The sequence below is a fragment of the Paenibacillus sp. FSL R5-0473 genome, from assembly GCF_038004565.1.
GTDB lineage: Bacteria > Bacillota > Bacilli > Paenibacillales > Paenibacillaceae > Paenibacillus > Paenibacillus amylolyticus.
Genome location: NZ_JBBORL010000001.1, coordinates 3684918 through 3704483, shown reverse-complemented (window position 1 = coordinate 3704483; position 19566 = coordinate 3684918). Strand labels below are relative to the sequence as shown.

Genomic DNA, 19566 nt, shown 5'->3' with positions numbered 1-19566 from the left:
TAGGTATATTGAATAGGGGGCGCACAAAGCTAGTCCAGGGCATAGAGTGTACTATTGTAAAATGCGGGGATTTGACGTGGTGTATAAGGAGGGGGGATTCTCTTGTGAGCGATATATCCAAAAGGAAACGCAAAATTTCCTTAATCAGTACAGGTAAACGGAAAGCAAAAAAATCAAAAAAGCACTCTATACCAAAGAAGAAGAGTAAGTCTTGTAAGAAAAGCAGACGTAAATGCAAAAAAAAGAAAAGTCACAGGATTCCTTTCCTTCGCGGCCCACGGGGTTATCAGGGAATGAGAGGATTCACTGGAGCAACAGGTGCTACTGGGTTAACTGGAGACCCTGGGTATCCCGGCATATGGGGAGCAACCATTTTAACAGGACGGACCGGAGTAACCGGAACCACGGGAAGTACCGGAATAACTGGAGTCACAGGTGCAACAGGAGCTACCGGACTGATGGGCACCACAGGTGTGACTGGTACTACAGGATTTACAGGTGCAACGGGTACAGGATCGACTGGAGTCACAGGAACAACCGGCGCAACTGGAATTACCGGATTTGGTGTTACAGGCGTGACCGGTGCTACAGGAAATACCGGTATAACCGGCTTCACAGGTCCAACTGGAGTTGCAGGATTAGCTGGGGCTACCGGGTTCACTGGAGCAACTGGTCCAACTGGGATTGGTGTGATGGGACTAACGGGATCTACTGGTGAAACAGGATTCACAGGAGTTACAGGTTCGACTGGATTAACGGGAAGTACTGGCGAAATTGGAATCACAGGCCCGTCCGGAGCAATAGGAACAACTGGTATTACTGGAACCACAGGTATCACAGGTATCACAGGTATCACTGGAGTTACAGGCGCTACAGGATTTACTGGGGCGATAGGAGCAACGGGAAGTACGGGTCCAACTGGAAATACTGGCATAACCGGCATGACAGGGATAACAGGTGCGATCGGCGCAACTGGTGCCACTGGGGAAACGGGACTTACTGGTACGACAGGCCCCACTGGGGGGATCGGGTCTACGGGAGTTACTGGTGTAACCGGAACTACAGGAAGCACTGGTACTTCTGGAACAACAGGCACTACGGGGGCAACTGGATTAACGGGTGTGACGGGAGCAACCGGCGAAACAGGCATGACTGGCGTTACTGGAAATACTGGTGCTTCAGGGATTACTGGATTTACGGGCAGTACAGGTGCGACCGGCACGACTGGTTTGACAGGATTCACCGGAGCGACAGGAAGTACTGGTGAGGCGGGGCTAAGAGGAGTTACAGGCACGACTGGTCTAACGGGACCCACCGGGGTCACTGGCGAAACAGGAACAACCGGAACAACCGGAACTACAGGAAGTACTGGAATAACAGGTAATACTGGTGAAACAGGATCAACAGGTACTACCGGATTACCTGGCGTTACGGGTACCACGGGTGTAACCGGTTCTACTGGAATTACAGGCCTCACGGGAATTACTGGTGTGACAGGACTCACTGGGGCCACTGGTATAAGTGGTGTCACTGGTGAAACAGGACCAACAGGTACAACCGGAGTAACTGGCGTTACTGGAATTGCGGGCACAACAGGAACGACTGGAATAACAGGTGCAACAGGTATTACTGGATTTACAGGCAGTACAGGTGCGATCGGAGCAACTGGTGCCACTGGCACAACCGGAGTCACAGGTACGACTGGTGTGTCAGGACCCACCGGGGATACAGGAGTAACGGGAACTACCGGTACCACAGGAATAACTGGCGTTACCGGAGCAACTGGCGCCACTGGAGAGACGGGTCTAACTGGGAACACCGGCACTACTGGAGAAACGGGTACCACCGGAGTTACAGGTGCTACAGGATCTGCTGGGGCGATAGGGGCAACGGGAAGTACAGGTACAACCGGCGTTACAGGCATAACCGGCATAACCGGCAATACTGGTGTAACAGGAGCCACAGGAATTACTGGAGCAACTGGAACTACTGGAGATACAGGTCAAACAGGGGTCACAGGAACGACAGGGTTAACAGGGGTAACCGGAATCACCGGTGAGACTGGAGCCACAGGGATTACAGGTACAACTGGACTAACTGGCATTACTGGAACCACGGGTATCACAGGCGTGACCGGAGCTACCGGACTGACTGGTGTCACTGGGGAAACGGGTCTAACAGGATTCACAGGCACGACAGGAGCGACGGGACCGACTGGGGCGACTGGAGCAACCGGAATTACAGGTATCTCGGGAGTGACTGGCGTAACCGGAATGACGGGAATTACGGGAGCGACCGGGGCCACTGGTGTCACTGGAGAGACGGGTCTAACAGGAGGTACAGGTGCAACTGGTATTACAGGTCTTACGGGTGCGACTGGGACCACAGGAATCACGGGTACAGCTGGTGTAACTGGCCCAACAGGTGCGACTGGAGAAACAGGAAGTACAGGTGCCACGGGAGTAACCGGAACAACTGGTGTAACTGGAGAGTCGGGTCTAACTGGGGCTACAGGTGTAACGGGCTCAACCGGTTCGACTGGCCCAACAGGAGAGACAGGACTAACAGGTCTAACTGGAGCTACTGGAAGTACCGGTGCGACGGGAACAACTGGTGTTACAGGTGCAGCCGGAGTTAGTGGCACAACAGGAATTGCTGGCGTAACTGGCGCGACAGGACTCACCGGGGTTACTGGTTCAACTGGTAATACCGGAGCTACTGGCATAACCGGGGTCACCGGCGAAACAGGGCCAACCGGCACAACTGGCTTAACTGGCGTTACGGGTACAATTGGTGTGACCGGAGCAACAGGCGTCACTGGAGAGACAGGAGCTACAGGTCTGACGGGAAATACAGGACCAACGGGTGTCACCGGATTTACGGGTCCAACAGGTGAAACAGGAATCACTGGAGTTACAGGCCCTACTGGAGCAACCGGCTCAATCGGAACTCCTGGAGATACAGGTCCAACAGGGGTCACAGGTACGACTGGTGTGACGGGATCGACCGGTGCAACTGGAGAAACGGGAATTACAGGTGCGGCTGGACTAACTGGCAATACCGGAACCACGGGTGTCACAGGAGGTACCGGAGCTACAGGAATTATGGGAGCGACCGGAACCACTGGCGTTACTGGGGAGACTGGTCTAACAGGGAACACAGGTGTAACGGGACCAACCGGCACGACTGGTTTAACTGGCGTAACGGGACTTACTGGTGTGACCGGAACTACTGGCACTAGTGGTATAACGGGAACAACTGGTATTACAGGAGTAACCGGAGCAACAGGTGTCACTGGAGAGACGGGTCTAACAGGAGGTATAGGTGCAACTGGTATTACAGGTCCGACTGGTGTGACGGGACTGAACGGTGCAACTGGAGAAACTGGAATTACAGGTACAACTGGACTAACTGGCATTACTGGAACAACGGGTATCACAGGCGTGACCGGACTGACTGGTGTCACTGGGGAAACAGGTCTAACAGGATTCACAGGCGCGACGGGACCGACGGGATCGACTGGGGCGACAGGAGCAACCGGAATTACAGGTATCTCGGGAATGACTGGCGTAACCGGAACGACAGGTGTTACTGGAGAAACAGGGTTCACAGGAATTACTGGAACGACGGGAGCAACTGGCGTCACTGGAGAGACAGGAGCAACCGGCTCAATCGGAACTACTGGAGATACAGGTTCAACAGGGGTCACAGGTACGACTGGTGTGACGGGCCCTACCGGTTCGACTGGCCAAACTGGTGAAATAGGACCAACAGGCACAACGGGTGCAACTGGTATTACAGGTCCTACGGGTTTGACTGGAGAAACAGGAAGTACAGGTGCCACGGGAGTAACCGGCGCAACCGGAACAACTGGTGCAACTGGGCTAACAGGAGTCACTGGTGTCACCGGGGCTACAGGTGTAACGGGATCTACCGGTTTGAATGGCCCAACAGGAGAGACAGGACTAACAGGTATAACTGGAAGTACGGGTACGACGGGAACAACTGGTGTTACAGGAGCAACCGGAGTTAGTGGCATAACAGGAATTGCTGGTGTAACCGGTGAAACGGGTACGACTGGAGCAACGGGAAGTACGGGTACTACGGGAGCTACTGGTGTAGCAGGCACAACTGGTATCACAGGGGAAACAGGTCTAACAGGAATTACTGGTCCAACTGGTGTTACGGGATTAACTGGAGCCACGGGCACGACAGGACCAACAGGACCAACCGGAGCCACAGGTGTGACTGGCATAACTGGAGTCACAGGTACGACTGGAGTTACAGGAGCTACGGGGAGTACGGGTTCCACAGGAATAACTGGCGTATCCGGGCCGACTGGTGCTACTGGAATTACTGGCCAAACTGGTGTGACAGGATCAACCGGAGTTACGGGAGTAACTGGACTTACTGGATTAACTGGGGAGACGGGTCTAACCGGGATTACAGGTGCGACTGGTGAAACAGGAATAACCGGCACGACCGGCGTAACTGGCATTACGGGTGTGACTGGAGCTACTGGAATTACCGGCGCCACCGGCACAACTGGCCAAACTGGTGAGACGGGAGTAACTGGACTTACTGGGGTTACAGGTAATACTGGAATTTCTGGAACGACGGGAGCGACTGGAGCCACTGGAGAGACGGGTCTAACTGGGGTCACAGGTACGACTGGTGTGACGGGGCCCACCGGGACTACTGGAGCAACAGGAACCACGGGCATTACAGGAGTGATGGGTGTAACAGGCGCTACCGGCACGACAGGTGCAACAGGACCAACCGGAGCCACTGGTGCGACTGGCATAACCGGAGTTACAGGTACGACTGGTACTACAGGGGCAACCGGTCCAACGGGTATTACTGGTGACACAGGAATAACCGGCACGACCGGCGTAACTGGCATTACGGGTGTGACTGGAGCTACCGGAATTACAGGTGCCACCGGCACAACTGGCCAAACTGGAGAGACGGGTGTAACAGGGGTCACAGGTACGACTGGTGTGACGGGACCCACCGGGGCTACTGGAGCAACCGGTCCAACGGGTATTACTGGTGAAACAGGGCCAACCGGCACGACTGGCGTAACTGGTGTTACGGGCACAATTGGTGCGACCGGAGCAACAGGCGTCACTGGAGAGACGGGTCTAACTGGGAGCACAGGAGCCACAGGAATTACTGGTGCTACAGGTCCAACAGGGGTCACAGGAACGACAGGTGAGACGGGTCTAACCGGGATTACAGGTGCGACTGGTGCTACTGGAGTTACTGGGGTAACTGGATTTACAGGTGTTACAGGAGCCACTGGCACAACTGGCCAAACTGGAACGACAGGAGCCACTGGAGAGACGGGCGTAACAGGTGCCACCGGTACAACAGGTGTAACGGGACCAACCGGTGTTACAGGAGCCACTGGGGCAACCGGAACTACGGGAGTTACTGGCGTAACCGGCTCGACTGGAGAGACGGGTGCAACAGGCGTTACCGGCACGACAGGTACAACAGGACCAACCGGAGCTACTGGTGCGACTGGCATAACCGGAGTCACAGGTACGACTGGTGCTACAGGGGCAACCGGTCCAACGGGTATTACTGGTGAAACAGGAGCAACCGGCACGACCGGCGTAACTGGCATTACGGGTGTGACTGGAGCTACTGGAATTACAGGTGCCACCGGCACAACTGGCCAAACTGGAGAGACGGGTGTAACAGGGGGCACAGGTACGACTGGTGTGACGGGACCCACCGGGGCTACTGGAGCAACCGGTCCAACGGGTATTACTGGTGAAACAGGGCCAACCGGCACGACTGGCGTAACTGGTGTTACGGGCACAATTGGTGCGACCGGAGCAACAGGCGTCACTGGAGAGACGGGTCTAACTGGGAGCACAGGAGCCACAGGAATTACTGGTGCTACAGGTCCAACAGGGGTCACAGGACCGACAGGTGAGACGGGTCTAACCGGGATTACAGGTGCGACTGGTGCTACTGGAATTACTGGGGTAACTGGATTTACAGGTGTTACAGGAGCCACTGGCACAACTGGCCAAACTGGAACGACAGGAGCAACAGGCGTCACTGGAGAGAGGGGTCTAACTGGGAGCACAGGAGCCACAGGAATTACTGGTGCTACAGGTTCAACAGGGGTCACAGGAACGACAGGTGAGACGGGTCTAACCGGGATTACAGGTGCGACTGGTACAACAGGTGTAACGGGACCAACCGGTCCAACGGGTATTACTGGTGAAACAGGAGCAACCGGCACGACCGGCGTAACTGGCATTACGGGTGTGACTGGAGCTACTGGAATTACAGGTGCCACCGGCACAACTGGTCAAACTGGAGAGACGGGTCTAACAGGGGGCACAGGTACGACTGGTGTGACGGGACCCACCGGGGCTACTGGAGCAACGGGAACTACGGGTGCGACTGGTGCCACTGGCATAACTGGCGTAACTGGTGTTACGGGTACAACAGGTACAACAGGTACGACTGGAGCCACTGGGATCACAGGTGTGACTGGAGCAACAGGAACCACGGGTATTACAGGAGAGACGGGTGTAACAGGCGTTACAGGCACGACCGGCGCGACGGGAACAACAGGAAGTACGGGAACAACAGGAACCACGGGTATTACTGGCGTGACCGGAGCAGCTGGGGCTACAGGGCTCACAGGTGTATCAGGAGCCACAGGCACAACAGGAATTACGGGTATTGCGGGTGTAACAGGTGCCACCGGAAGTACTGGTTCAACAGGAGTTACAGGTATAACTGGCGCGACCGGAACAACTGGAGAAACAGGAATAACGGGAGCTACAGGACTAACTGGTGTAACTGGGACAACAGGAACTACAGGTGCAACGGGCACCACCGGAAGTACCGGCACAACAGGAGTTACAGGAATAACCGGAACAGCAGGCATTACGGGAGCCACCGGCCCGACTGGACCAACTGGGGCTAATGGAATTACGGGGGCAACCGGTGTAACGAGTGCAACCGGAGCTACGGGTGCCACTGGAGCAACAGGCATCACAGGAACTACAGGTGCGACTGGGGCTACGGGCTTGACAGGAGCCACGGGCCCAACCGGGCCCAACTTTGCAACACAAGGGTTCTCCGCCTTCCTAGCTACACTTTCGACAGCAACCAGCACTCAGTTAACCAACTGGACGACCACGGCTCCTTATTATGGTAATGCCAACTTCAATGCAACCACAGGAAACTATACCGTCCCGGTAACCGGAAGATACTCAATTGTGGCCACGATCAATTATGCAACGACTGCAGCGATTGCTCTATCTCTGGGTGCAGGCGTTAACCCAGCCTTTCTTGTACAGAGAACATCCCCAACGGTAACGACACTTGTCAGTGGTTTGTTGCCCGTCCTAAATGTCGCGATTACGCTACTCACACTGCGGGCAGTGCTGGGAAGCGGTTCAGTGACTTTGGCAGTAGAAGTCGCATTGAATGCGGGAGATGTGATTGGACTGTTCTATGCTGCAAACGGGTTGACGATTACATTGAACCTGGGCAGTGGTGCTACAAATGGCATTGTGTGGTCTGTGCATGAGATTACCTAAACACCTCTCAACGGATTGCGCCTATGGACAAATTCGTAAAGTTGTAATAAGTTAGTTTGAAGATATTCGAAATATCTTTTGGAAAGTGGACTAACAAGTGAGGTGGATTTCATGATTCCTATTTTGGGACGCATTAACGAATTAAGTCGAAAACAACGCAGCAGCGTCGGTTTGACAAAAGCAGAAAAAAGCGAGCAGCAGGAGCTTAGAAAACAATATTTACAGGCTATTCGAGGTCAGGTACTGACAACTATGCTGGCAGTATCCGTTGTGGACCCACTGGGTCATGATGTGACCCCTGAGAAATTAACCAACGAAAAATTGCAGCGCCGTGAACAAGCCGGCCAATAGCATTCCTTTAAAAAGACAGACCAAGGTTACATCTTGGTCTGTCTTTTTTTTCTGCAAATGATCCGCTCAGCAGGAACTGCATTAATAATCCAGTTAAGGTTTCGTGCGAATTAACAAGCATGTTAGATATTTTTAGTGTTGATGACAATAAATCTACCGCGAACTTCAAATGATCCCCGATAACTCATATAATAACGCTAATATATTTCAGGAATACAAGGTGAAAGCACAATTATCCTCAATATAACTAACAACAAACTTACATCAAATAATCAAAGAAAGACTAGTTCATATATGTATCTCGAAAGGGTTGATGAATCATGAGCCTGGAAGCTTTGAATGAACGTGTGAAGAATGATCTGGCTTATTTGTCATTTGGTGGCACGAATTGGGTACGTCCAAGAGAACATGCGGATGGTCATGTCTATGATGTCGTCATTGTGGGTGGAGGCCAGAGTGGTTTAGGGGCGGCATTTGGACTTCTTCGTGAACGGATCTCCAATATTGTTGTCATTGACGAGAATGCATCGGGGCTTGAAGGACCTTGGGAGACTTATGCGCGTATGGTAACTTTGCGCACACCCAAGCATCTGACCTCTATTGATCTGGGGATCCCCTCGTTAACCTTTCGCTCATGGTGGGAATCACAGGTTGGGCCTGAAGGTTGGGAAGAGGTAGATAAGATCCCGCGTGGGGACTGGATGAATTATTTACGCTGGTATCGGGAAGTATTGAATCTGCCTGTGCTTAATGAGGTAGAATTGACGCTGGTTGAGCCTATGGAGAACGGAATACATCGACTTCATGTGAACAAGGCTGGATCTCAGATGGATGTTATACTTGCTCGCAAAGTTGTGTTTGCTACGGGAATACAAGGTGGTGGAGAGTGGCATGTGCCGTCCATGATTGCGGATAGATTACCTCGGGAGCTGTATGCCCATACGTCGGAAGCGATTGATTTTGATCGGTTAAAAGGTAAAAGAATTGCTGTGCTTGGCGGCGGCGCTTCTGCATTCGATAATGCTAGCTATGCGCTTGCCACAGGTGTGGCAGAAGCTCATGTATTTGTGCGGCGGGAACAACTGCCTAGTGTTAATCCCATTCGTCAGATGGAACAATCCGGTATGATCGAGCGATACCACGCTCTTCCGGTTGCTGATAAATATGAAGTGATCTCTCATTTCTTCAAATTCAATCAACCGCCAACCAACGATACGTTTAATCGTGCGGCAGCCTGGCCTGGATTCGAACTGCATTTGAATTCGCCTTGGCTGAGTGTAGAAGCAACAGACCAAGGCGCGATTGTGCACACCGCACAGGGAGCATATGAGTTTGATTTTCTAATTATTAGCACAGGTCTGCTTAGTGATCCGGCACTCCGTCCTGAACTGAAGCTTGTAGAGCCATACATCGCACGCTGGGAGGACTGTTACCAGGCTCCGCCAGAGCATCGCAATGCACTGCTGGACGCACATCCATACCTGAGTTCCGGGTTTGCAGTGACAAGCAGGAGTGAACAGGGTGAGAGACCGTTGCACGGACTGTTTGTATTCAACTACTCTGCACTTGCCAGCTGTGGTCTGTCGGCATCGGCAATATCGGGGACCAAGAGCGCGGTGCCGAAACTGGTCTCTGCCATAGCGGATCAGTTGTTCCTCGATGATCGGGAGATTATTTTGCAACAATTCTATGCGTATGAAGAACAGGAATTTACGGCTAGGTGGGTGAAAAGTGGTGCCCTCGCTGAGTAATCGCACTCTATAATATTGTGAACGTGTGGCATCTGATGCTGCACGTTTTTTCGTTTTTCATATGATGAAGGTTACACTTGCCTTTAATTTGTTGTAAAATGTCGGTTGGAACATGTTAAAGGCAGGGATAATAGATGAATGAAATGAACTATGAACAATTTAGAGCCCATTTGAAGAAAGCGTCGCGTAAACGAAATGTACCTTTGATTAAGATCGTAGCATTTCAAGAGAAATACATGAAGATTGAAGAAGTTCAATTTTACGATGTGGAACAAAATCATATGAGTGTTCGGGCCTGCAATACGTTGTGGATGCATCTGGAGAATAAATCTTTCCGTAATATGGTGTCCCAACATTTGCAGTTTTATAGAGATATGGAGAACCTGGGTCGGCATTCCTTTGAGAATCTGATCAAAGAACTATATGATACGTCTGTTCCTGTGCTGCTCGATTACAATCCCGCTCATTATTACACCTCGGGGCAGCTCGCTGAGATTCTGGTCATGGACGAGGAGAGGTTAATTGAACAATTGGAGATGGGCCGCTTCAAGGGGGCTTTTATTAATGAGGATGGCAAATGGCTTAAACCCAAACCGGATGCAATGGTTGTAGGATCATAACCGTCATAAAGTTCGCGTGATAAGCAAAATCCTGCAACGCCGCGCATTAAGCGCTGGAAGCTGCAGGATTTTTAATGGAGATTCGAAGGGCACGGAATTCCAACTTTAAGAACATGAAGTAAGAAAGGGACAATTGGACAAGAAAATAAGTCGAAAGATGCGGGTTTTTGAATGTTTTTAAATTATTTTGAATGAAAGTGGTTGTTTTTTGAGTGAATTATGATACTATAGAAGCAGTTGGAGGAATGAAAGATGCTGACTGAAGAACGATATGCTGCAATTATAGAACGCTTACATTTACAGGGAATTGTGAAATTGCAAGAGCTTGTTGATGTGTTGGGTGCTTCTGAATCAACGATTAGGCGTGACTTGATCGATCTGGAGAGTCGTCAGATGCTCAAACGCATCCACGGCGGTGCCGCACTGGTGAATGAAAAAACGCTGGAACCGGGCATGGAAGAAAAAACGTTCAAAAACATTCAACAAAAAACGACGATTGCCCGTTTGGCTGCACAGGAGATCGAAAATGGCGAATGCATTTATCTGGATGCAGGAACGACAACGTTAGCCATGATTCCTTTTATTGAAGCTAAAGACGTAACGGTTGTTACGAATGGACTTTCACATGTTGAGGCTTTGGTAAGCAAGCGTATTCGCAGTTATTTGCTCGGAGGTATGATGAAAATTCATACAAAAGCAGTCATTGGCAGTATCGCATTACAGAACATGGATAATTTCCGTTTTGATAAATGTTTTCTTGGAAGCAACGGAGTTGATCCCGAAATGGGGTATACAACACCGGATCCGGAGGAAGCCTTGATTAAAAGGCGTGCACATCAATTGTCGGGAAAATCTTATGTGCTGGCTGATTCCAGCAAAATAGGGGAAATTACTTTTGCCAAATTGTTTGATTTGGAGGAGGCCGATTTGATTACCGAGCAGATGCCAGAACATTGGCGGCCTGGAATCGCCCAGAAAACTAAAATAATTGAGGGATAACGATGATATATACGATAACACTTAACCCGTCCATTGATTACATCGTGGAAGTGGATGAGCTGAAGCTTGGCGGATTGAATCGAATGAATCGGGATTTGAAGCTCCCTGGCGGCAAAGGCATTAATGTCTCTCGCATACTGAATCAACTTGGAGCAGATAACACGGCTATTGGTTTCCTTGGTGGATTCACGGGACGTTTCATTAATGACAAGTTGCAAGAAGATAACATTCGGACAGACTTTGTTACGATTGCAGACGATACTCGCATTAACATCAAGCTGAAGCATGGAGAAGAGACAGAGATTAATGGTCTTGGACCTGCAATAAGTGCAGAAGAGGCAGAGCAGTTGCTACACAAATTGTCCTCATTGCAAAAAGGAGATATTGTCATTCTCTCCGGAAGTGTACCACCGTCACTTGGAACGGACTTCTATGATCGTCTCATTAAAGTTTGCAAGCAAACGGGTGCAGAATTTGTAATTGACACAACTGGACCTGCACTAATGGAAGCTCTTGTACATGAACCATTGCTGGTGAAGCCAAACCATCATGAACTGGCTGAACTGTTCGGTGTAACGATTAATACTCGCGAGGAACTGGTGTTATACGGGCGTAAGTTGCTGGAAGCCGGTGCCAAACATGTGTTGATCTCCATGGCAGGCGAGGGTGCATTATTCATTACCAAAGCCGAAGTTCATCATGCGAATGTGCCAAAAGGCACTGTGAAAAACTCGGTTGGTGCCGGTGACTCCATGATTGGCGGATTCGTAGGTACCTATGTACAGAGCGGAGATTTGCTGGAAGCTTTCCGCACAGGGGTTGCATCTGGAAGCGCAACTGCGTTCTCGGATGATCTGGCAACACGAGAATTGATTGATGAATTGCGTAATCAAGTAACCATTACGACGATTTAATCTAACGGCCATATAAAAGGTTTTTACTGTAATTGTAATGTAGTGAGGCCTGCTTATGCAGGCCGACTGAACTTAAGGGAGTGTACCAAGATGAGAATAACAGACTTGATGATCCAGGAAACGATGATCATGGACCTGCAAGCCACAACCAAAGATGAGGCTATTGATGAACTAATTGCAAGCCTGAACCGGAGCGGGCGAATTAATGATCCGGTCCTGTTCAAGGAAATGATCTATAAAAGAGAAGCTGAATCCAGCACAGGTATCGGTGGCGGAATTGCAATGCCACATGCCAAAACAACAGCGGTGAACGAACCAACAGTTGTATTTGCCAAGAGTAGAAAAGGACTTGATTTTGAAGCGTTGGATGATCAGCCAGCTCATGTGTTCTTCATGATTGCGGCTCCAGAAGGCGCAGGTAATACCCATCTGCGTACGCTTGCAGCTCTTTCCAGGTTGTTGATTGATAGCGATTTCATCTCACAATTGATGAGTACAGATACACCTGCCGAAGTTAGTGCATTGTTTGATGCCAAACAGGCTGAAGCAGCTGAGAAGGAAGCAGCCAAAGAAAAAGCAAAAGCTGAAAAAGCAGCAAATGCCGCATCCACTTCTACTACTGGTCAGCAACAAAATACTTCTGGTGTGATTGTAGGTAATGCCAATTCGGAAGATTTTGTTGTTGCGGTTACAGCCTGTCCAACCGGTATAGCTCATACGTTTATGGCTGAAGATGCACTTAAAAAGAAAGCTCAGGAAATGGGCATCAATATTCGCGTAGAAACAAACGGCTCTGAAGGAGCGCAGAATGTTCTCACTGCTGATGAGATCGCTCGTGCTAAAGGGGTTATCGTTGCCGCAGACAAAAATGTGGAGATGGCACGTTTCGATGGCAAACCGGTATTGCAAAGACCGGTGAGTGATGGAATCCGTAAATCCGAAGAGCTGATTCGCAAGGCCGTTAACGGTGATGCACCGATCTATCGCAGCCAAGGCGGAAATACCAAGGAAGAGGGCGCAAGCGCTGGCAAAATCAGTGTAGGTAGCAAAATCTATAAAGATCTGATGAATGGTATCTCGCATATGCTACCATTTGTTGTAGGTGGCGGTATCCTGCTAGCAATCTCCTTCTTGTTTGAACAGCTTGCTAGCCCTGAGAATCCGATTGTGCAGCTGCTTCAAACGATCGGTGGCGGAACAGGTGCGTTCCACTTCCTGATTCCGGTACTTGCCGGATTTATCGCGATGAGTATTGGTGATCGCCCGGCCCTGATGCCTGGTATGGTCGGTGGATTGATGGCGGTTAACTCAAACGCCGGTTTCCTTGGTGGTTTGGCTGCCGGTTTCCTGGCGGGTTATGTAGTTATTGGTCTCCGTAAGTTGTTCAAAGGATTGCCAAAAGCGATTGATGGCTTGAAACCAATCTTGCTGTATCCGGTATTTGGTTTGCTGATCGTAGGTGCCATCAGTTTCTATGTCTTTGATCCAATCTTTGGTTCCCTGAACACATGGCTTGTAGATGCACTGGGTAACTTGGGTACAGGTAATGCGGTATTGTTGGGCTTGCTGCTTGGCGGTATGATGTCCATCGATATGGGTGGACCGTTCAACAAAGCGGCTTACACATTCGCTATTGGGGTATTCACATCCAGTGGTAACACAGACGGTGCATGGATGGCAGCGGTTATGGCAGGCGGTATGGTGCCTCCTCTGGCGATTGCACTTGCAACAACATTCTTCAAATCCAAATTTACAGAGCAAGAACGCAAATCAGGCCTGACTAACTATGTACTTGGATTCTCTTTCATTACAGAAGGTGCAATTCCATTTGCTGCGGCTGATCCATTACGTGTATTGACTTCTTGTATTCTGGGTTCCGCTGTTGCTGGCGGATTGACACAACTGTGGAGCATTAATGTACCGGCTCCGCACGGTGGGATCTTTGTTGCAGCACTGGCGAACCACGCATTATTGTTCCTGCTCGCTGTTGCGATTGGTTCTGTGATCTCCGGTCTGATTCTGGGACTGTGGAAGAAGTCACCAACGCTTGTGAAGTAATAAATATAAGAAACATCTCCTGGGTGAAATTCACTTGGGGGATGTTTTTTATTTCAGCTTTTTGGTTAGGTAGTGGAAAGTTGCCTCCGGATTTGTGTAAAATGCTTATTTAGCTTTTACATTCATCTATGGTAAAATAAATATAATTATATTTTGAAACTATGTTTCGTCTAATGAAACTTATGCAGGAGGAATTGGAATGTCTGATGTAATCAAAAGTCAGGTGCAGAAGCAGTTTGCAAAAAATGCAGGTAAATATGTGACGAGTTCGGGGCATGCCAAAGGTGAGGATCTCGCGTTGCTCGTGGCTTCATCTCAAGCCACTCCGGATATGAACGTGCTGGATATCGCCACTGGAGGAGGGCATGTCGCTAATGCATTGGCTCCACTTGTTCAGCGGGTGACAGCCCTCGATCTAACGGAAGAAATGCTTCAGGTAGCTGAAGCATTTATCCAGGGCAATGGACACCGTAATGTAGATTTTGTTGCCGGGGATGCAGAGAAGCTGCCATTCGATGATGATATCTATGACCTTGTAACCTGCCGAATCGCTGCTCACCATTTTCCGGATGTTTCTTCGTTTGTTCATGAGGCATTACGAGTTATGAAGCCTGGTGGAAGGTTGTTATTCATTGACAACGTGGCACCTGAACGTGATGAGAATGACCAGTTTTACAATGAAGTGGAGAAGTGCCGGGATGCAAGCCATGTTCGAGCATGGCGCAAGACGGAATGGATTCATATGCTGGAGTATGCGGGCTTCCGAATGGAAACGATGGTTTCCTTCCAGAAGCGCTTTAAGTTTGAAGAGTGGTGTAACCGTGCGGCACTGCCGGAACGGGAGAGAAGGGAACTTGAAGCAAGTATGTTGAGTGCACCGTCCATCATCAGAAAATTTTTCAATTTTGAAGTGACAACGAACGGGAAGCTCGACAGCTTCCAAGGAGAAAGTGTGTATATCCAAGCGACTAAACCGACTCATGTCTGATTAGGTACAGACCATTTAGCTGGCTGAGCAGTTTATGCAACGGTAACAGGATGAATGTCGATAAAATAAAACAAGCAGAGTACCTTGAACAGGTAGTTCTGCTTGTTTTATTTTGCATATTTATAATCAAAGCGACGGTTCAGGGTTTTAGTATAACTTTGGTACATTCGTCTTCATGATCGTTGAAAATGCGGTATGCATCGCTTGCATTCTCCAGTGAAATCCGATGGGAGATGATATCCGTTGGATCAAATTCACCAGCAGTGATTTTGCGGAACAATTCAGGCATGTAATGTATAACAGGAGCTTGTCCCATTTTAAGATTGATATTGCGTTCAAACAAATTACCTAACGGAAACATGTTGTAGGAAGAGCCATATACACCCGTAAGTTGGAGTGTACCGAATTTGCGGATCGCTTTCATGCCGATTTCGATCGCACTCAGTGAACCGCCATGAAGTTTCAGCTTCTGTCCGATCTCCTCCAGCGTGGTTTTTTTACCATCCATACCTACACAGTCGATAACAACGTCGGTTCCGCCTTGTGTAATCTCACGAATGTGCTCACCCATATCATCGTAATCTTCGAAATTAAAGATCTCTGCATCGTTCAAACGTTTGGCTTTCTCCAGTCGATAGGGCAGGCGATCCACAGCAATAACACGTTTGGCACCTTTCATCCAGGCGAACTTCTGCGTCATCAGCCCAATGGGTCCACTACCGAGTACAGTGACCGTATCTCCCGGTTTAACTCCGGCATTCTCCACGCTCCAATATGCGGTTGGAAGAACATCGGACAGGAATAATAAAGCTTCATCTTCCAGTTCACAGGATTCAGGAATCACAAACGGAGTGAAGTTCCCGTAGGGAACACGCAATAATTCTGCCTGACCTCCGGGGTGGTTTCCGTAACGTTCGGTGAATCCAAAATATCCACCTGTATGAATATCCGGATTGCCATTGGAATTATCGCACTGGCTCTCCATGTCATGATTGCAATAGAAGCATTCACCACAAGCGATGTTAAAAGGCAGGACCACACGGTCCCCCTTCTTCACACGTGTCACTTCTGGACCTACTTCTTCTACAATGCCCATCGGTTCATGACCGATAACATAATCTTTGGCAGCAGGCAAGGCTCCCTGATAAATATGCAGATCCGATCCACATATAGCTGTGGAAGTAATACGAACGATAATGTCATCCTTCTGTTGCAGTTTGGGATCTTCAACCTCTTTGACTTGAATGTCCTTGATTCCCTGAAACGTAACGGCTCTCATCTTTCATATTCCTCCTTATATAGTGGGATTCTCTGACAATTACCCCATTTCAGCTTAAATGATAGATATACATACTAAATTAAACGACAGGCCATTTTACTTTACGCAAGGCATCGAGCAACTCAGGCGGCGCATTCAGATTGTCACGGACCAGATCCCGCGGGGTTAACGCCATCCACTGATTCAGCGATACATCCTCGAATCGATCACTTCGGAATATCTCCAAAAACCATAAAGTGTCTGTGCCGGTATTTTGTATATAGTGTCCCATTGCGACAGGAACATATCCGACATCCCCAGCCCGATAGTCAAATGTGCGAGCAATGCCATTGCCTCCAAAGACAGTCATTCTCCCTTGTCCTGTCAGATAGTATTGCCATTCATCTGCATTGGGATGCCAGTGCAGTTCACGCATGGCGCCAGGTCGGATCTCAACGAGTGCGGCTGCAACGGTAGTTGAGATGGGGAAGTTGGTGGAGTCGACAATCCTCACGCTTCCGCCGGGGGTAATGAGTGGTTCCTGGGCCAGCAATCGGTGTTTGAATGTGAGAGGAACGGTACCATATGGCGACTGAACTTCTTGGCTCTCGATGGAACCCGGGACGTTATCTTGGAAAATGTAGACCTGTTCCTTCGGCATTGACTGAAAAGCGGATTCGGGCACGCCGAAATTGACAGACAATACCTCTGGTGGGGTATGGGCAAACCAATCAGATATCGATAACGTATTCAGATCGGAGAAGGACCCGTCATCAAACACAAGCAGAAATTCACAACCATCCTCCAGTCCCTGAATGGAATGGGGTAGACCTTTGGGGAAAAACCAGAGATCGCCAGGCCCGACATCCGCAATAAAATTACGTCCGTTCTGATCTACCGAAGTGATTCTTGCCGTTCCCCAGATCATATAGGCCCACTCGGATTGTTGATGCCAGTGCAATTCCCTTACACCTCCCGGTGTCAGGCTCATGTTCACACCCGCCAGTGTAGTGGCAATAGGGAGATCCCGTACGGTGATTTCACGTGACCAACCCCCATGGTTCAATTGCATATGTGTATCGGAAAAAGACATTCTCAAATTGGGCAATAACCCGTTATCGGTTGCCGGAGGTACCAGCATATCGGGGTTTTGTATATCTCTCATGACGTCTCTGGGTCCCAGATCAGGTCCACCAGCGCCATCACTGCGAATGGGTTGCGGGATGATAAACGGCTTTTCGTTTGGTTGCTGTCCTTTGGTCATTACGTAATCCCTCCAGATTCAATAACATGTCACACGCGACATTGTATCGTTATGTTTACACCTATGAATCAGGGCCTGGATAATATGAGGGACAAACGACAAAAAAACGTGACCGCATGCGGTCACGTCTTTATTATGGCTTTAGCCAGTTGAGTGCGTGAAACGCGCGAAACAAAAAACCACCCGCTATGCGGGTGGAGGGATCGAGGGTTTGACCACCAAGACCATTCCGATAAAATTGAGATGTTCAGGCTCAAAAGAAAGGAATGGTCTTAGATGGCAAACAAGAGCTATAGCCTAGCTCACACAAAGTGGATGTGCAAATACCACATTGTATTTACCCCGAAGTATAGACGGAAAGAAATCTATAATCAAGTGAGAAAAGATTTAATCGAAATTTTCAAACGTCTGTGTAAGTACAAGGGAGTAGAAATTATAGAAGGTCACATGATGCCCGATCATGTTCACATGTTGGTAGCGATTCCACCGAAAATGGCAGTCTCCACGTTCATGGGATATCTAAAGGGAAAAAGTTCACTAATGATATTCGAGAAGCATGCCCAGCTCAAGTATAAATACGGCAATCGAAAGTTTTGGGCAGAAGGGTACTATGTGAGTACAGTGGGTCTAAATGAAGCAACGGTAAGAAAGTATATTCGTGAACAAGAAGCACATGATCAAGCGTTAGATAAGCTGAGTGTAAAAGAATACGAAGATCCATTCAGCAGTAATCGGAGCAAAAAGAAGTAAAACCAGTTTAACTGGTGAGTGAAAGTGACAAATAACACTGAGCCTGAACAGCCCTGCTGTCAGGCTAGCGTCTTTAGGCGCAGTTTGGCAACAGGGGGTTATACCCCAAGAGCAAACCACCCGTTGGACGGGTGGTCCTGATTCCAGACTACATTGTACGAAAACGCTGCTCGTAGATCTCGTTTACCCGCTTTAAAACAGCAGGGCCTTGCTCTGTGAAACGAAGCGCTGTCGCTTTATTTTTAACCAGGAACGCACCGGATTCGTGTCCGGTTGGGGATAAGGCTGCATTGTAGAGCAGCGAAGCGCCATGGCTTGGATGAGGAAAGAACCATTTCATGATAGGTTTGATATAGAAGGGCAGGCCGGATGTTTTGTTGCCCCTTAGCGTATTATTTCCACCGGGATCTACGCTTAGTAATTGCATGCCATCCGCATTGGGAGACTTGGCAACCTCGCGTGTCCATAGGGATAAGCCGAGCTTCGAGGTGGCATAAGGACCAAACAGCTTTTTGAATTCGGCTGGACGTTCCAGGATGTTCAGATCAAATTGTCTGACCATATTGAACGAGGTGGTGGAAGTATTAATAACTGTTTTCATCTGTCCTTTGAGCAATAGCTCAACTAATTCCATATAGATGATGTAAGGGACTACCGTCTGAAGTTCAAAGTGTAGTTCATGCCCCTGATCAGAGAAACGAAGTTCGGCAGCGCTGCCTCCGGCATTGTTAAACAAAACATCGATCGAATTGGTATCGGATTTAATCTGATCCAGTGCAGTTCTAAGACTGTCGTAGTTGGTCAGATTAGCCTGAACCCAACGGAGCTGGCCTGTACGTAAGGCGTTCTCAATATCGGTATCCTCGGATGGGAAAGCAGAACGGTTGAGACCGATTACCTGCCATCCTTCAGCCAGTAACTTGCGTGTCAGTTCAAGACCAATTCCTGACGTTGACCCTGTGATGAGAGCTGTGCGAAGTTGATTTTGTATATTCATATATACCTCCAGAAGAATGGGATTACAGAACGAATCTGT

The 19566-nt window shown here is 49.2% G+C and carries 12 protein-coding genes; 9 read left to right on the top strand and 3 right to left on the bottom strand.

Translation table 11 applies throughout. The features are described from left to right. The first annotated feature begins 293 nt into the window (after nt 1–293). The 8 genes from MKY28_RS16100 (at nt 294) to MKY28_RS16065 (ending at nt 15258) form a co-directional block, all read left to right on the top strand. A complete protein-coding gene (locus MKY28_RS16100) occupies nt 294–7577 on the top strand; it encodes a beta strand repeat-containing protein (protein WP_340936375.1) in 7284 nt (2427 codons plus the stop codon). A 111-nt stretch (nt 7578–7688) separates the two neighbouring features. Then, the gene (locus MKY28_RS16095) at nt 7689–7928 is read left to right on the top strand and encodes a DUF896 domain-containing protein (protein ID WP_047842338.1); all 240 of its coding nucleotides are present in this window, start codon (nt 7689–7691) and stop codon (nt 7926–7928) included. Between the two features lie 320 nt (nt 7929–8248). After that, nucleotides 8249–9679 (top strand): NAD(P)-binding domain-containing protein, encoded by a 1431-nt coding sequence (locus tag MKY28_RS16090; RefSeq protein ID WP_340936374.1) that lies wholly within the window; start codon nt 8249–8251, stop codon nt 9677–9679. A gap of 170 nt (nt 9680–9849) precedes the next feature. Next, nucleotides 9850–10299, top strand: coding sequence for a hypothetical protein (locus MKY28_RS16085; protein ID WP_340936373.1), 450 nt, complete (start codon nt 9850–9852; stop codon nt 10297–10299). Between the two features lie 252 nt (nt 10300–10551). Next, a complete protein-coding gene (locus MKY28_RS16080; protein WP_017689448.1) occupies nt 10552–11298 on the top strand; it encodes a DeoR/GlpR family DNA-binding transcription regulator in 747 nt (248 codons plus the stop codon). Nucleotides 11299–11300: 2 nt separating this feature from the next. Then, nucleotides 11301–12212, top strand: a complete 912-nt coding sequence (gene pfkB, locus MKY28_RS16075) for a 1-phosphofructokinase (RefSeq protein ID WP_076249938.1) — start codon at nt 11301–11303, stop codon at nt 12210–12212. 90 nt (nt 12213–12302) lie between these two features. Next, nucleotides 12303–14270 carry a PTS fructose transporter subunit IIABC gene (locus MKY28_RS16070; protein WP_340936372.1) on the top strand — a complete coding sequence of 656 codons (1968 nt, stop codon included), beginning with the start codon at nt 12303–12305 and terminating at the stop codon, nt 14268–14270. A 199-nt stretch (nt 14271–14469) separates the two neighbouring features. Then, complete coding sequence (locus MKY28_RS16065; RefSeq protein ID WP_047842341.1) at nt 14470–15258, top strand: class I SAM-dependent methyltransferase; 789 nt, start codon at nt 14470–14472, stop codon at nt 15256–15258. Nucleotides 15259–15397: 139 nt separating this feature from the next. Here MKY28_RS16065 and MKY28_RS16060 read toward each other — a convergent pair whose 3' ends face one another. Together MKY28_RS16060 and MKY28_RS16055 are read right to left on the bottom strand one after the other, a co-directional pair. Beyond that, nucleotides 15398–16537 carry a zinc-dependent alcohol dehydrogenase gene (locus tag MKY28_RS16060; RefSeq protein ID WP_340936371.1) on the bottom strand — a complete coding sequence of 380 codons (1140 nt, stop codon included), beginning with the start codon at nt 16535–16537 and terminating at the stop codon, nt 15398–15400. A gap of 79 nt (nt 16538–16616) precedes the next feature. Beyond that, nucleotides 16617–17780, bottom strand: a complete 1164-nt coding sequence (locus MKY28_RS16055; protein WP_340936370.1) for an oxalate decarboxylase family bicupin — start codon at nt 17778–17780, stop codon at nt 16617–16619. A gap of 276 nt (nt 17781–18056) precedes the next feature. Between MKY28_RS16055 and tnpA the strand changes: the two genes are divergently transcribed. After that, nucleotides 18057–18530 carry an IS200/IS605 family transposase gene (gene tnpA / locus MKY28_RS16050; protein WP_100529447.1) on the top strand — a complete coding sequence of 158 codons (474 nt, stop codon included), beginning with the start codon at nt 18057–18059 and terminating at the stop codon, nt 18528–18530. Nucleotides 18531–18678: 148 nt separating this feature from the next. On the opposite strand, the gene MKY28_RS16045 is transcribed toward tnpA, so the two are convergent. Beyond that, entirely contained in the window at nt 18679–19527 is an 849-nt protein-coding gene (locus tag MKY28_RS16045) for an SDR family NAD(P)-dependent oxidoreductase (protein WP_340936368.1), read from the bottom strand. Nucleotides 19528–19566: the final 39 nt, after the last annotated feature.

Excerpts from the sequence above, each read along its gene's own strand:
- MKY28_RS16100 (WP_340936375.1), top strand. The coding sequence starts at position 294 with ATGAGAGGATTCACTGGAGCAACAGGTGCTACTGGGTTAACTGGAGAC.
- MKY28_RS16095 (WP_047842338.1), top strand. The coding sequence starts at position 7,689 with ATGATTCCTATTTTGGGACGCATTAACGAATTAAGTCGAAAACAACGC.
- MKY28_RS16090 (WP_340936374.1), top strand. The coding sequence starts at position 8,249 with ATGAGCCTGGAAGCTTTGAATGAACGTGTGAAGAATGATCTGGCTTAT.
- MKY28_RS16080 (WP_017689448.1), top strand. The coding sequence starts at position 10,552 with ATGCTGACTGAAGAACGATATGCTGCAATTATAGAACGCTTACATTTA.
- pfkB (WP_076249938.1), top strand. The coding sequence starts at position 11,301 with ATGATATATACGATAACACTTAACCCGTCCATTGATTACATCGTGGAA.
- MKY28_RS16070 (WP_340936372.1), top strand. The coding sequence starts at position 12,303 with ATGAGAATAACAGACTTGATGATCCAGGAAACGATGATCATGGACCTG.
- MKY28_RS16065 (WP_047842341.1), top strand. The coding sequence starts at position 14,470 with ATGTCTGATGTAATCAAAAGTCAGGTGCAGAAGCAGTTTGCAAAAAAT.
- MKY28_RS16060 (WP_340936371.1), bottom strand. The coding sequence starts at position 16,537 with ATGAGAGCCGTTACGTTTCAGGGAATCAAGGACATTCAAGTCAAAGAG.
- MKY28_RS16055 (WP_340936370.1), bottom strand. The coding sequence starts at position 17,780 with ATGACCAAAGGACAGCAACCAAACGAAAAGCCGTTTATCATCCCGCAA.
- tnpA (WP_100529447.1), top strand. The coding sequence starts at position 18,057 with ATGGCAAACAAGAGCTATAGCCTAGCTCACACAAAGTGGATGTGCAAA.
- MKY28_RS16045 (WP_340936368.1), bottom strand. The coding sequence starts at position 19,527 with ATGAATATACAAAATCAACTTCGCACAGCTCTCATCACAGGGTCAACG.